Annotated in this window: 11 protein-coding genes, 1 tRNA gene, 1 other RNA gene and 1 riboswitch; of the genes, 10 read left to right on the top strand and 3 right to left on the bottom strand. The window is 69.2% G+C overall.

Annotation, left to right across the window (positions count from 1 at the left end; translation table 11 throughout):
* Positions 1-12 precede the first annotated feature (12 nt).
* Positions 13-1,263, top strand: coding sequence for a tRNA guanosine(34) transglycosylase Tgt (tgt, locus tag QM774_RS10280; protein ID WP_414975780.1), 1,251 nt, complete (start codon positions 13-15; stop codon positions 1,261-1,263).
* A gap of 43 nt (positions 1,264-1,306) precedes the next feature.
* On the opposite strand, the gene gluQRS is transcribed toward tgt, so the two are convergent.
* Entirely contained in the window at positions 1,307-2,212 is a 906-nt protein-coding gene (gene gluQRS, locus QM774_RS10275) for a tRNA glutamyl-Q(34) synthetase GluQRS (protein ID WP_414975779.1), read from the bottom strand.
* Between the two features lie 36 nt (positions 2,213-2,248).
* Between gluQRS and QM774_RS10270 the strand changes: the two genes are divergently transcribed.
* Genes QM774_RS10270 through QM774_RS10255 form a run of 4 tightly spaced genes read left to right on the top strand, consistent with a single transcriptional unit; the run spans position 2,249 to position 6,715 of the window.
* Complete coding sequence (locus QM774_RS10270) at positions 2,249-3,283, top strand: ATP-dependent DNA ligase (protein ID WP_414975778.1); 1,035 nt, start codon at positions 2,249-2,251, stop codon at positions 3,281-3,283.
* Positions 3,284-3,285: 2 nt separating this feature from the next.
* Positions 3,286-4,344, top strand: coding sequence for a DNA polymerase domain-containing protein (locus QM774_RS10265; RefSeq protein ID WP_414975777.1), 1,059 nt, complete (start codon positions 3,286-3,288; stop codon positions 4,342-4,344).
* A gap of 55 nt (positions 4,345-4,399) precedes the next feature.
* Entirely contained in the window at positions 4,400-5,491 is a 1,092-nt protein-coding gene (locus tag QM774_RS10260) for an HtaA domain-containing protein (RefSeq protein WP_414975776.1), read from the top strand.
* Between the two features lie 57 nt (positions 5,492-5,548).
* Positions 5,549-6,715: an AI-2E family transporter gene (locus QM774_RS10255; protein ID WP_414975775.1), complete on the top strand. Its 1,167-nt coding sequence runs from the start codon at positions 5,549-5,551 to the stop codon at positions 6,713-6,715.
* Between the two features lie 7 nt (positions 6,716-6,722).
* On the opposite strand, the gene QM774_RS10250 is transcribed toward QM774_RS10255, so the two are convergent.
* Positions 6,723-7,037: a DMT family transporter gene (locus tag QM774_RS10250; RefSeq protein WP_414975774.1), complete on the bottom strand. Its 315-nt coding sequence runs from the start codon at positions 7,035-7,037 to the stop codon at positions 6,723-6,725.
* An 11-nt stretch (positions 7,038-7,048) separates the two neighbouring features.
* Positions 7,049-7,113, bottom strand: a riboswitch (guanidine-III (ykkC-III) riboswitch).
* Between the two features lie 65 nt (positions 7,114-7,178).
* Between QM774_RS10250 and QM774_RS10245 the strand changes: the two genes are divergently transcribed.
* From QM774_RS10245 to QM774_RS10225, 5 genes are all read left to right on the top strand, one after another.
* Positions 7,179-7,267: transfer RNA gene (locus tag QM774_RS10245), tRNA-Ser, on the top strand.
* Between the two features lie 280 nt (positions 7,268-7,547).
* An RNA gene (ffs, locus tag QM774_RS10240) (signal recognition particle sRNA small type) lies at positions 7,548-7,642 on the top strand.
* A 26-nt stretch (positions 7,643-7,668) separates the two neighbouring features.
* Positions 7,669-8,937, top strand: coding sequence for an aminotransferase class I/II-fold pyridoxal phosphate-dependent enzyme (locus tag QM774_RS10235; RefSeq protein WP_414975773.1), 1,269 nt, complete (start codon positions 7,669-7,671; stop codon positions 8,935-8,937).
* Between the two features lie 20 nt (positions 8,938-8,957).
* Complete coding sequence (locus QM774_RS10230) at positions 8,958-10,232, top strand: glycosyltransferase 87 family protein (protein WP_414975772.1); 1,275 nt, start codon at positions 8,958-8,960, stop codon at positions 10,230-10,232.
* Between the two features lie 10 nt (positions 10,233-10,242).
* A complete protein-coding gene (locus QM774_RS10225) occupies positions 10,243-12,429 on the top strand; it encodes a DNA polymerase III subunit gamma and tau (protein ID WP_414975771.1) in 2,187 nt (728 codons plus the stop codon).
* Here the strand turns inward: QM774_RS10225 and QM774_RS10220 are convergent.
* Complete coding sequence (locus QM774_RS10220) at positions 12,426-14,408, bottom strand: HelD family protein (RefSeq protein WP_414975770.1); 1,983 nt, start codon at positions 14,406-14,408, stop codon at positions 12,426-12,428. The genes QM774_RS10225 and QM774_RS10220 overlap by 4 nt on opposite strands.
* Positions 14,409-14,507 lie beyond the last annotated feature (99 nt).

The following is a 14,507-nucleotide window of genomic DNA, read 5'->3' as shown; positions in this document are numbered from 1 at the left end:
AGAATCGTCCGGGTGACCACCAGTCAGTTCGTTCGGCGCGCCACCCTCGACGGAACCGCGGGCCGGACCGGCACCATCAGCACCCCGCACGGAGACATCCAGACTCCCGCGTTCATCCCGGTCGGCACCAAAGCCACCGTCAAGACGGTGCTGCCCGAGTCGGTCGCCGCGCTGGGTGCGCAGGCCGTGCTGGCCAACGCCTACCACCTGTATCTGCAGCCCGGACCGGACATCGTCGACCAGGCCGGCGGCCTCGGTGCATTCATGAACTGGCCCGGCCCCACCTACACCGACAGCGGCGGCTTCCAGGTGATGAGTCTGGGCGTCGGCTTCAAGAAGGTCATCGCGATGGAGGCCGACCACCGTCAGGACGACACGGCGATCGCCGAAGGCAAGGAGCGGCTCGCCAACGTCGACGACGACGGCGTCACCTTCAAATCGCACATCGACGGCTCGGCGCACCGGTTCACCCCGGAGGTGTCGATGGGAATCCAGCATCAGCTGGGCGCCGACATCATCTTCGCGTTCGACGAACTGACCACCCTGATGAACACCCGCGGGTATCAGGAGGAGTCCCTCGAACGCACCCGGCAGTGGGCCATCCGCTGCCTGGCCGAACACAACCGGCTGTCCGTCGAACGCTCGCATCGGCCGCAGCAGGCGCTGTGGGGAGTGGTGCAGGGTGCGCAGTACGAGGATCTGCGCCGCAAGGCGACCCGCGACCTCGTCGAGCTGAGCCGGATCGATCGTGAGAACGGCGGCAAGGGTTTCGGCGGCTACGGCATCGGTGGTGCGCTGGAGAAGTCGAACCTGGGCACCATCGTCGGCTGGGTGACCGATGAACTGCCCGACGACGCTCCCCGGCATCTGCTCGGCATCAGCGAGCCCGACGACATCTTCACCGCCATCGAGAACGGCGCCGACACCTTCGACTGCGTCTCACCGACCCGCGTCGCCCGCAACGGCGCCATCTATTCGTTCGACGGCCGGTACAACATCACCAACGCCAAGTACCGCAACGACTTCCGGCCGCTCGACGAAGAGCTGGACAACTACTCCACCCAGTACACGCGCGCCTACCTGCACCACCTGTTCCGCGCCAAGGAGGGGCTCGCGGCGACGCTCGCGACCCTGCATAACCTGTCGTTCACCATCACCCTGGTCGATCGTGCCCGGCGCGCCATCGAAGACGGCGACTACATCGAGTACCGCGACGAATTCCTGGGCCGCTACTACGCGGGCACCGCGAAGAACACACAGTAGGACCCACAGAGTGTGAGTTCGATGTCGTCGGACGACATCGAACTCACGGTCTGTGCGCGTCGCCCGCCGGGGGTGGGGTGAAGATCCACGGCTCGCGGGGGAGGGCGGCCGGATCGAATCGCGGCAGCAGGTCGGCGGCCGTCGTACCGGACATCCGCAACGACTCCGCGATCATGCCGACCACCGCATCCGGGCCGGCGCCCACGCCCTGCAGGTCCTCGAGGGTGACCGCACCGTCACGCTTCGACAGTCGCACGCCGTCGGCGTTCAGCACCATCGGCACGTGCGCATACAGGGGAGGCGTGTATCCGAGCCGGGTCGCCAGATAGGCCTGCCGGGGCGCCGACGACAGCAGATCGTCGCCGCGCACCACCTGATCGATGCCGGCGGCGTGATCGTCCACCACCACCGCCAGGTTGTAGGCGGGTGTGCCGTCGCCGCGAACCAGTACGACGTCGTCGACGTCTCCGGTGTAGTCGCCGTGCAGGACGTCGTGCACGGTGAACTCCGAGGTCTCGGCGCGCAACCGGATCGCCGCGGGCCGCTGCTCCCGGCGCTCCTCACGTTGCCTCGTCGTCAGCTCGCGGCAGGTCCCCGGATAGGCGCCCGGCGGCGCATGCGGTGCGGTCGGCGCCTCCTGGATCTCCCGGCGCGTGCAGAAGCATTCGAAGGTGGCGCCGTCGGCGACCAGGGAGTCGACCACCGTGCGGTAGACGTCGCGGCGGCCGGACTGCACCACCACCGGCTGCTCCCAGTCCAGTCCGATCGCGGCCAGGTCGGCCAGCTGACGCTCCGCCGAACCCGGGCGGGTACGGCCGTCGAGGTCCTCCATCCGGATCAGGAAGTCGCGGCCGGTGGAGCGGGCGAACAGCCAGGCGAGCACGGCGGTGCGCAGGTTGCCGATGTGCAGATCCCCGGACGGGGACGGTGCGAATCGGCCGGCATTCATGCCGTCGAACCTACTGTTGCGCAGTAGCGTTGAGGAATGGACCTGCCCGTGAATCCGCCCGTGGCCCCGATGCTGGCCAAGGCGGTCGCGGCCGTGCCCGATCAGCCGGCGGCAGGGGACGAGTGGTCGTACGAGCCGAAGTGGGACGGCTTTCGTGCGCTGATCTTCCGGGACGGCGACGACGTGGCGATCTCGTCGCGCGGCGGCAAAGACCTGGCCCGGTATTTCCCGGAACTGGTGGCCGCCGCCCGCGCCGACCTGCCGCAGCGGGTGGTGCTCGACGGCGAGGTCGGGGTTCCGCGTCAGGCGCGGCTCGACTGGGACGCGCTCTCGCAGCGCATCCATCCGGCGGCCTCCCGCATCGAGAAGCTGTCGGCGGAGACCCCGGCCGTCTTCATCGGCTTCGACGCGCTCGCGCTCGGTGCCACGGATCTGCGCGACGACCCGTTCGAGCAACGGCGCACCGTGCTGCTGGAGGCGATCGGTGCCGGCACCGACACGCTGCGGGTGAGCAGGGTGACCCGCGACAGCACGCTCGCCCGCGAATGGTTCACCGCGTTCGAGGGCGCCGGACTCGACGGGGTCGTCGCCAAACGGATCGACGGACCGTACCTGCCGGGCAAACGCGAGATGCTCAAGATCAAGCACAAGCGCACCGCCGACTGCGTGGTCCTCGGCTACCGGGTGCACAAGAGCGGTTCGGGGCTCGGTTCCATGCTGCTGGGGCTGTACGGCCACGACGGCCAGATCAGGATGGTCGGCGGGTCGAGCGCGTTCTCCGACGCCACCCGGATCGAACTCCAGGAACGGTTCGAACCGATGCGTCTGGACCCCGACCACACCGCGCCGGGCGAGGTGAACCGCTGGCGTGCCTCAGGATCGGGGGAGTGGATCCCGATCCGGCAGGACCTGGTGGTCGAGGTGGCCTACGACCAGATGGAGAGCGGGCGTTTCCGGCACACCGTCAAGTTCCTGCGCTGGCGCCCGGATCGCGATCCGGCGAGTTGCACCTACGACCAGCTGGAGGTCCCGATGACCTACGACCTCGACGACGTCCTCGAGGAGCGCTGAGGATGCCGAAGCCGCCCCCGGAGATGCTCGACGTCGACGGCGTCGAGGTGAAGCTGTCGAATCCGGACAAGATCTACTTCCCGGAACTCGGGGAGGACGGCGGCCGCAAACGCGACCTGGTCGAGTACTACCGGACCGCCGCGACCGAGGGCGCCCTCATGACCGCCGTCGCCGGCCGGCCCACCTATCTCGAGCGATACCCGGACGGGGTCGACGGCGACCAGATCTATCAGAAGCACCTGACCAGACATCACCCCGACCACGTCGGTTCCACGCGGGTCGTCTTCCCGTCCACGCGCACCGGCGAGGCGTTCTGTCCACGGATCCCGGCCGACGCGGTGTGGGCCGCCAACCTCGGCACCGTCACCTTGCACACCTGGCCGACCGTCGACCCCGACAACGACCACCCCGATCAACTGCGTCTGGACCTCGACCCGTCCGGCAGCGCCGTCTACGCGGATGCGCGGCGGGTGGCGCTCGACGTGCTGCGGCCGCTGCTCGACGAGCTGGGGTTGCCCGGCTATCCGAAGACGTCCGGCAAGCGCGGCATCCACGTCTACGTGCCGATCGAACCGGGCTGGGATTTCATCGCGACCCGTCGCGCGGTGATCGCTCTGGCCCGTGAACTGGAGCGCCGCGATCCGGCGGCCGTCACCTCCTCGTGGTGGAAGGAGGAGCGCGGCGACCGGGTCTTCATCGACTTCAACCAGAACGCCCGCGACCGCAGCATGGCGTCGCCGTATTCGGTGCGGCAGACGCCGCGCGCCCAGGTGTCGACCCCGCTCACGTGGTCTGAACTCGCCGCCGCCGACCCCGCCGACTTCACGATGGCGACGGTGCCCGGCCTTCTCGAAGAGCGCGGCGACCCATGGTCGGACATCGACGCTCACCGGGTCGGGATCGAACCTCTGCTCGAGATGGTTCACCGCGACGACGCCGACGGTCTCGGCGATCTGCCGTACCCGCCGAGCTATCCGAAGATGCCCGGCGAACCGCCGCGGGTGCCACCCAGCAAGAAGGTCGCCGAGCACTGGGACGACGAGGGCAACCGGATCGGCTGACAATGGGGACCGACGACCCTGCCGGTGCCCGAAACGCCTGAGTTAGGCTCGGCTAATGAAGTCCGCGCGTTCGCTGTTCGTCCTGCTGGTCGCCGTGTGCACCGTCGTCGCCGGCGGAGTGCTGCCGGGCGGTCGGGCCGCCGCCGCACCGTCGTGGAAGCCGTCGCTGGCGGTGTACCTGGCCGACGGGGTCACCCCGGCCGGCCAGACGCCGCTGCATCCCGGCGACGTCGTCGTGGTGAAGGGCACCGGCTACGACCCGAACGCCAACACGTCCGGTCTCCCGGTGCCGGTGCCGCCCGGCGTCCCGCACGGCACGTTCATCGCCTTCGGCGGCTTCGCACCCGTCTGGCGACCGTCCCAGAAGGCGCCCGAATCGTCCCGCGCCCTCGATCGCGGCCAGACCCGATGGGCCATCTCGAACAGTGCGCTGAACCGGGTTCCCGACGCCCCGTTCGACATGCGCCGCACCATCCGTCAGCAGGCGGTGCCGCTGCGCGCCGACGGCCGCTTCACCGCGCGGGTCACCCTCACCACCCCGAAGAACGTGCCCGCCCACGCGCGGTGGGGGATCTACACCTACGGCGCGGCCGACGCGGTGAACGCCTCCCAGGAGAAGTACGTTCCGCTGGACTACTCGACCGCGCCCGGCCCCAACACCCCGAAGCCGGCGGTCGAGAACCTCGTCTGGGCCTACTCGCCCAGCTTCGCTCCGACGTTCACCGGAACCACGCAGGGCTCGGTGATCGGCCGCAACGGATCGTCGGTCGCGAAGAACGGCGACCTGTCGTTCGAACTGGTCTCCAACACCGTCAAGGGCGGCAGCGGCGAACTCCGCTACCGCGGCACGATCATCGCGTACACGAAGTTTCATCTCGCCGAGATCGCCCTGGCCGACCCGATCATCCGGGTTCGCGGCGACCACGCCGTGCTGTCGCTGAAGACGTCGAGCACCAACATGAACGGCGACGACGCGCTGCGTCGCATCGACATCGCCGACCTGACCCTCACGCCGCGGATGCGGGCCAGGATCGCGCGCGGCGAGAACGTCACCGGCTGCCCGGCCGTGTTCCGTCCCGGGATCACCCCGGAACTGCTGCAGGCCGTCTCGATCGGCGCCGCATCGCCGGTGAACTTGCGCTTCTAGGGGTTTCTCGCGCGATTCGTCCCCTTTCGGGGCCTTTCCCCAGGCTAAAGTCGCCGGGTGAGCACGAATGATGCGGATCGTCAGACCAAGGTTTGGACGATCAGAGAAGAAGACGACGCCAAGGTGTCGCCCGGAGTCCGGGCCACCGCCGCCTGGGTGTGGCGCCTGCTGGTGATCGGTGTCGGCATCTACGTCGTCGGACGGTTGTTCCGCGAGTTCGAGGACATCTTCGTTCCCGTCGCGCTGGCGTTGCTGTTCACCGCGTTGATGTATCCGGCGGTCGACTGGCTGCACAACCGCGGCGTTCCGCGCGTGCTGGCGGTGGTCGGGCTGGTCCTGGGCGCCGTGGTCGTCGTCGGCCTGGTCGTCTGGTTCGTGATCAACCAGTTCGTGGCCGGTGCCCCCGAGCTCACCAAGGACTTCATCAGCACGGTGCACAGCAGCGTCGACTTCCTGCGCAAGAGTTCCCTGCACGTGGACGAACAGCAGATCCGGCAGGCCGGCGACAAGGCCGTGCAGTGGGCGCGGGAGAACCAGGGCAAGATCGCGCAGAACGGCATCTCCGCCGCCGGCTACGTCGAGAAGCTGCTGGTGGGTGGCGCGCTGACCGCGTTCATGCTGATCTTCTTCCTGCTCGACGGCCGGGACATCTGGAACTTCGTCACCAGGGTGGTGCCGGCGGGCAGCCGCGACCATGTGCGCAGCGCCGGCCGCGCGGGCTTCGTCACCCTCAAGTCGTACGTGCGGGCCACAGTGGCCGTCGCGCTGGTCGACGCCTTGGTGATCGGTGTCGGACTGGTGCTGCTCGGCATTCCGCTGGCGGTGCCGCTGACCGTCCTGATCTTCCTGGGCTCCTTCATTCCGGTGGTCGGTTCGTTCGCATCGGGCACCGTCGCGGTGCTCGTCGCCCTCGCCACCGAAGGTTTCGTGAAGGCGCTGATCGTGCTGGCACTGCTGGTGTTCGTGATGATGCTCGAAGGTCACGTGCTGCAGCCGTTCCTGCTCGGCAAGTCGGTGAAGCTGCATCCGGCCGCGGTGATTCTGGCGATCGCCGCCGGCATCTCGCTGGCGGGCATCGTCGGCGGTCTGCTGTCGATCCCGCTGATGGCGTTCCTGAAGACGGCGTTCGCGTGGCGTCCCGGCGACGACGAGGTGCCGCCGCCCGCCGACCCGGACACCGATCCGGAGCCGGAGGACGCGCCGCCGGAGGCGGCTCCCGCTTGACCGGGTCTCAGCCCGCGAGCTTGAGACCGACCACCCCGCCGACGATCGCCAGGATGCACAGCACCTTGGCGATCGTCGCCGTTTCGTCACCGGTCGCCATCGCGTAGACGACGGTCACCGCGGCGCCGACCCCCACCCACACGGCGTAGGCGGTTCCGGTCGGGATGTCGCGCAGAGCGTAGGCGAGGCCGGCCATGCTGGCGATGATGGCGACACCGAACACGATCGACGGCACCAGCCGCGACAGTCCGTCGGAACGACCCAGCGCCGTCGCCCACACCGCCTCCAGCAGTCCCGACACGATCAGCACGATCCACGACATGGTGGAACCCTCCTCCACCGTCTTGTCGCGCTCCGGGTACGGCGGGCTCGTCCGGGAGACCGTTCAGGATCTCTGATGTGAGGGTACGGGCGGGCCGGGTTTTGGGGGAGTCCGGTGCCAACCGTTACCATCGTCGTGCCTGGAGGATTCGCCTAGTGGCCTATGGCGCTCGCCTGGAACGCGGGTTGGGTTAATAGCCCTCAGGGGTTCGAATCCCCTATCCTCCGCCACGGCTGTGGGCGCCCCCTGAGGAACGATGGGGGTGCCCACAGCCGTATCTGGGGCGCAGCGGATTCGGGAGGAGCGGCAGCGACGGTTCCCCTATCCTCCGCCGGTGAAAGACCTCCGCCCTCGCTCGTGAGGGTGGAGGTCTTTTCGTTCCCCTCGTTCGTGCTGTCGGTTTCGGTTCGTGCTGTCGTTCTAGGTCGACAGGTGGAGCGGAAGACGACGGGGGGACCCGATGTCCGGGGGCATTTTGCGCCGGTCGGGGACTCCATGACTAGACTTGACCCTGGATCCCGCGCGGCGTGCATCCTGTGAACTCCCCCAGGGCCGGAAGGCAGCAAGGGTCAACGGGCTCTCTCGGGTGCGCGGGGTCCTCATACTTTGACACCGCGCAGGGGACCCCACGTTGAACTTTCACTCGATGAGTGCCGAGCAACTTCGTGACACCCAGGCGGATCTGAAGAAGCGCTACGAGGCGCTCCAGGCGGCCGGTCTGAATCTCGATCTCACCCGCGGCAAGCCGGCCCCCGAGCAGCTCGATCTGTCGCTGCCGATGCTGTCGCTGCCGGGCGACGACTACCGCGCCCCGGACGGCACCGACTGCCGCAACTACGGCGGCGTGAAAGGCCTGCGGGACCTGCGCGAGATCTTCGCCGAACTCCTCGCCGTCCCGACGGACAACATCCTCGCCGAAGGCAACGCGAGCCTGCGGATCATGCACGACATCACCGTGTTCTCGATCCTGCACGGCAACGTCGACTCGGCGAAGCCGTGGGGCGCCGAGCCCATCAAGTTCCTGTGCCCGGCACCCGGGTACGACCGTCACTTCGGCATCTCCGAGCGGTACGGCATCGAGATGGTCACCGTCCCGATGAACCCGGACGGGCCGGACGTCGACGTGTGCGCGAAGCTCGTCGCCGAGGATCCGAGCATCAAGGGCATGTGGGTGGTTCCCACCTTCGCCAACCCGACCGGCGCCACCATCACCGAGGACGTCGCACGACGCCTCGTCGCGATGCCTGCTGCCGACGACTTCCGCATCTATTGGGACAACGCCTACGCGGTGCACACCGTCTTCGGCGACACCCCGGACCCGCTGCCGATCCTGGATCTGGCGGCGCAGGCCGGCAACCCGAACCGCGTCTACGTGTTCGCGTCCACCAGCAAGATCACCTTCGCCGGTGCGGGCGTCTCGTTCTTCGCGTCGTCGGACGCCAACCTGGACTGGTACACCTCGAACCTGTCGGTGGCGACCATCGGCCCGGACAAGATCAACCAGCTCCGCCACCTCAAGTTCCTCAAGGACGCCGACGGCGTGCGCACCCTGATGGAGCGCCACCGCGCACTGATCGCCCCCAAGTTCACGGCGGTCCTCGACATCCTCGAGGACCGTCTCTCTGAGGCCAAGATCGCGTCGTGGACGCAACCGGACGGCGGCTACTTCATCAGCCTCGACGTGCTCGACGGCGCCGCCGCGCGCACCGTCGCCCTCGCCAAGGATGCCGGCATCGCGTTGACCGCCGCCGGCGCCACGTTCCCGTACCGGAAGGACCCCGACGACCGGAACATCCGGCTCGCCCCGACCTTCCCGTCGATCGACGAGCTGAAGACCGCCATGGACGGTGTCGCCACCTGTGCGCTGCTCGCCGCGACCGAGGTACTGCTCGACGCCTGAAGGCGTCACGCAACAGGGCTATGAAGCTGGAACGGTCGACGCCGGTCCTGGTGGTGTTCGCGGTCCTCGCCGCTCTCGCGGTGTGGGCGCAGAACACGATCGTGCCGTTCTCCCAACCGTTCTGGGGACTGTTCGACTACCAGTTCGACCTGGACGTCTACCGCTGCGGCGCGCAGACGGTGCTCGACGGCGGCGACCTGTATCGGACCAAGTGTCTCGGCCAGATGGACTTCACCTACGCGCCGATCTCCATCGTCTTCTTCATCCCGTTCGCCCTCCTGCCGACCGGTATCGCGCACGTGCTGTGGACGGTGCTGATCTTCGCGGCGCTGTTCGGGGTGATCCTGCTCGGCTTCAGGAGCCTGGGACACACCATCACCTGGCGGCTGGTGGGAGTCTCGGCGAGCCTGACGATCATCTCGACGCTTCTGGAACCGGTGCGGACCACCATCTGGTTCGGGCAGATCAACGTCTTCCTGATGCTGCTGATCCTGGCGGACCTGTTGCGCGGCGAGAAGTCGTTCCTGCGCGGCGCCGGCACCGGTCTGGCCGCCGGGATCAAACTGACGCCGCTGCTGTTCGCGGTCTATCTCGCGCTCACCCGGCAGTGGCGGGCGGCGATCACCCTGGTGGGCGCGTTCGCCGCGACCATCGCGATCGGTTTCGCGATCATGCCGAGCGCCTCCAAGAACTACTGGACCGAAACGCTCTTCGACTCCAACCGTGTGGCGTCGCCGCAGACCGTCGGCAACCAGTCGATCCGCGGCTTCATCGCCAACATGATGCACACCGACCATCCGAGCACCCTGCTGTGGGTGATCTGCGCGGGACTGGTCGGACTGCTCGGTCTGGCGGCCGCCGTCGCCGCCCACCGTCTGGGCCAGGAACTGCTCGCGCTGTCGCTGATCGGCATGACGTCGTGCGCGGTGTCGCCGGTCGCCTGGGGTCACCACTGGGTGTGGCTGGTGCCGCTGCTGGTGGTGGCGGTGCACCTCCTGTTCGCCCTGCCGTGGCCGCTCGGACGGGACCTGATCGCGGCCGGCACGGTCGCCGGATTCCTCGGCTCTCTGGCCTGGCGCGCCTTCATCGGGCACCCCATCTGGTACGTCAACCAGAGTGTCGGCGACGCCTGGCTGACCGGCATCTTCTTCCACAACGACGGCTGGTACCGCTGGTTCACCCTGCAGGCGTACACCTGGATCCTGGTGATCGTGTCGATCGTCGTGCTGATCGTGTACGCGCGCTCGGACCGCAGATCTGCTCCGGCCGCAGACGCCGTCGGCACCCGCCGGTAGGCTCTGTCCCGTGGCTCTCTATCGCACCTACCGCCCGGCGACCTTCGCCGAAGTCGTCGGCCAGGAGCACGTCACCGAGCCGTTGAGCCGCGCCCTCGATTCGGGGCGCATCAACCACGCCTATCTGTTCTCCGGACCGCGCGGCTGCGGCAAGACGTCGTCGGCCCGCATCCTGGCCCGGTCACTCAACTGCGAACAGGGGCCGACGTCCACGCCGTGCGGTGTCTGCGCGTCGTGCATCGCGCTGGCGCCGGGCGGCCCGGGCAACCTGGACGTGGTGGAACTGGATGCGGCCAGCCACGGCGGTGTCGACGACACCCGGGAACTGCGCGACCGCGCCTTCTACGCACCGGCCGAATCGCGGTACCGGGTGTTCATCATCGATGAGGCGCACATGGTGTCCTCGGCGGGCTTCAACGCGCTGTTGAAGATCGTGGAGGAGCCGCCGGAGCATCTCATCTTCATCTTCGCGACCACCGAACCGGAGAAGGTGTTGACCACCATCCGGTCGCGGACGCACCACTACCCGTTCCGGCTGCTGGCGCCGCCCGTCATGCGATCGCTGTTGGAGAACATCTGCGCCCGTGAAGGTGTGACGGTGGCTCCCGAGGTGTATCCGCTGGTGATCCGCGCCGGCGGCGGCTCGCCCCGCGACTCGCTGTCGATCCTCGATCAGCTGCTCGCCGGCGCCGGCGACGACGGTGTCACCTATGAGCGTGCGCTGTCACTGCTGGGCGTCACCGATGTCGCGTTGATCGATGCCGCGATCGATGCGCTCGCCGCCGGCGACGGCCCGGCGCTGTTCGACGTCGTCGAACGCGTGGTGGATGCCGGTCACGATCCGCGCCGCTTCGCGATGGACCTTCTCGACCGTTTCCGCGATCTGCTGCTGCTGCAGGCCGTCCCGGATGCCGCCGAACGCGGCCTGGTGGAGGCGCCCGAAGATCAGGTGACCCGCATGCGGTCGGTGGTCGAGTACCTCGGCCCCGCCACTCTCACCCGGTATGCGGAGATCGCGCACGGCGCGCTCGGCGAGATGCGCGGCACCACGTCGCCGCGTCTGCTGCTCGAGGTGATGTGCGCCCGTCTGCTGCTGCCGGCCGCCTCCGACGACGAGGCCGCACTGCTGCAGCGCATCGAGACTCTGGAGAACCGTCCGGGTGCCGTCGGCGCCGGTGCCGGTACCCCCGCTGCTCCCGTTGCGGCTGCTCCGGCCGCGCCCGTCGACACCAAGTTCGTACGCCCGTCCCAGCGCGCGACGACGCCGGAACCGGAGCCGGCCGCCTCGGTGGTTGAGCAGGGCGACGCCCTTCGACAGGCTCAGGAACCGGCCCGTGTCGAAGCCCAGCCAGAGCCGGAACCGACTGCGGTTCCCGAGCCTGCGCAGGAATCCGAGCCTGCCGCTGAACCGGTGACGGAGGCCGCCCCGGTGGAGGCCGCGCCCGCGCCCGCTGCGCCGGAGCCAGCGCCGGAGCCCGAGCCGACGGCGCCGCAGCCCGCAGCCGTGGTGGAACCGGAACCGGAGACCGCTCCGCAGCCTGAGCCGGTTCAGGAGCCCGCTCAGGAACAGGCCGCCGGAATGACCGTCGACGAGGTCACCGCGAAACTCGCCGACTTCCGTACCGCCGTGCGCGGCGAACCGACGGGTTCGGGCAAGGTCCTCGAGGCCATGCTGTCGTCGGCGGCCGTGCAGTCGGTCGACGGCACGGTGGTCGTGCTGGCCCATCCGCATCAGGCGCTCGTGGGCCGGCTGACCGATGCGCGCGGCAGCGGCATCCTCAACGCCGCCGCCGCCGAGGTCTTCGGCCCGCAGTGGCAGGTCCGGGTGGTTCCGGGGCAGGCCGGGGCAACGCCGTCGGCGGCGGCGCCGCAGAACGGCCGTCCTGCGCCGAAGCGCCAGACCTTCCAGCGTCCGAGCCGACCCGAGCCGGCCGGCCGTGCACCCGCGGGTCCGGCTGACGACGGACCGCCGCCGCCGGAGGCTCCTCCGGAGCCCGAGGAGCCCTGGCCGGCCGATCCGGACGCCTCCCGGCTCCCTCCGGAACCGGTTCCCGATGAGGAACTCACCGACGCCGAACGCGACGAGATGATCGCCGGCGCCCACGAAGGCGCACCCGATGCGCGGCTCGACCCCGACCAGGTGGCACTCGAACTGCTCAAGAGTGAGCTGGGCGCCCGCCCCGTCGACGACTCCTAGCCGACGGCGACGCTGACGAGGCGTTTGGTGGCACGCGTCTGCGCGACGTACAGGTCTCGCAGACCGGCGTTGCCGGTGGCGGCGATGCCGTCCGGATCGACGATCACCACGGTGTCGAACTCCAGCCCCCGGGCGTCGGGTGCCGCCACGAATTCGGCGCCGGTGAGGAACGGTTCGATGCTTGCGAGCCGGCCGGCGGCGGCGACCACCCCGATCAGTTCGCCCGGATGGGCGCGGGCGGTCTCGTCGAGCACCGACGACACCGCCGCCACCAGATCCTGCTCACCAGCGGTCACCGTGCGCGGCTCGTCGCCGTGCCGGATGGACTGTGCGACCGTCTGATCGGGGGCGATGACGGCCAGCAGCGGCGCGGTGGAGTCGAGGATCTCGGCGGTGGTCCGGTAGTTGACGGTGAGCCGGTGATGCTCGAAACGGTCGCCGACGAACGGGCCCAATGCCGCCGCCCACGACTCGACGGTGGTGGTCGGTCCGGCCTGTGCGAGGTCGCCGACGATCGTCATGGACCGGTTGGGGCAGCGCCGCATCAGCATCCGCCACGCCATCTCCGACAGCTGCTGCGCCTCGTCCACGACGATGTGCCCGTAGGTGATGTCCGGCGGGCCGTCGACCAGGGCCCGCGCCTCATCGAGCAGGGCGAGGTCGGCGACCGTCCAGCCGTCGCCGGCGTCAGGGAGGTCGTCGTGTTCGACGACGAAACGCCGCACCACGTCGTCGGCCCGCAGGGGCGGCCACACCCGGGAGACCGCGCGGTCGACGATCGGATCGTCCAGGAGCTGTTCGCGGACCGCGTCCCAGTCGATGTCGAGACCGTCGGCGTGATCGCCCGGCGAGATACCGGCGATCCGGTCGAAGTCGATGCCGACCTCGTCCTCGAAGGCGGCCTGGTCTGCGGCGGAGCTCTCCTCGAGTTCGGTCACCACGTCGTCCACCACGTATTCGAGGAACAGTTCGCGGGCCCGGTTGTGTCCGACGTCGCCCTGCAGCGCGTGGCGGCGGGCGGCGTCGACGGCCGCCGGGGGCAGGGTGACGGTGTCGTCGACTGTCTCGATCGTCAACGGTCGTCCGTGCGGTCTGCGCCGGTCCACCCAGTCGGCGAGCCCGGCGGCCATGTCGGCGCGGCCCTTGCGGCGGGCGACGTCCTCGGGGTCGTCGACCGTGACATCGATGCCGGTGAGGCTGCCGGCGGTGGCGAGGGCGACGTCGTTCTCGCCGAGGGACGGCAGCACCCCCGAGATGTAGTCGAGGAACCGCTGGTTGGGGCCGTACACGAGCACGCCGCGGTCGGCGATCGCCTCGAACGCGTACAGCACGTAGGCGGCGCGGTGCAGGGCCACGATGGTCTTGCCGGTGCCCGGTCCACCGTCGACGACCATCACCCCGCGATGGGCGGATCGCACGATCTGGTCCTGCTCGGTCTGCAGGGTGGCGGCCGCCTCGTGCATGCGGCCGGTGCGTGCGACGCTGAGCGCGGCGACGAGTGGACCGTCGCCGACGAGGTCGTCGTCGGTGGGTGCGGTGCCGTCCAGGATCTCGTCGGTGACCCCGGTGACGCTGCGCCCGTCGAGCCGCAGGTGCCGGCGGCGTCGTACACCCATCGGGGCGATCGGGGTGGCCGCGTAGAAGGGGCGCGCGGCCTCGGCGCGCCAGTCGATCAGGAGCAGCTCGTCGGCGTCGTCGCGCAGACCAATGCGTCCGATGTGCAGGGCGCCGTCGTCGCCGTCGATGCGGCCGAAGCACAATCCGTTCTCGGCGCCGCGCAGCCGGCGGATCCGGTCGGACAACCGGGACAGTTCGACGCCCTTCGCGTACCGGTCGCCGGTCTCGTCGACGGGTGCGGACTCCACGCGCTCGCGTTCGGCGACCTTGGCTCGCACCTCGTCGTCGAGGCGCCGGTACATCTCGTCGACGGTCTCCTGTTCGAGCCCGATCTGCCGCTCCGCCGAGCCCTGCTGGTCCATGAGTCGTTCACCTCTCGTCGCCGACGACCCGATCGACTATGGACATCCGCGGCCCGGAACGCAACGTTGCATTTCGGGGCGCAATCGTGTCTCTGACGT

Source organism: Gordonia sp. (in: high G+C Gram-positive bacteria) (assembly GCF_047600565.1).
GTDB lineage: Bacteria > Actinomycetota > Actinomycetes > Mycobacteriales > Mycobacteriaceae > Gordonia.
The sequence above is the reverse complement of the archived record's forward strand: the minus strand, read 5'-3'. Positions and strand labels throughout refer to the sequence as shown.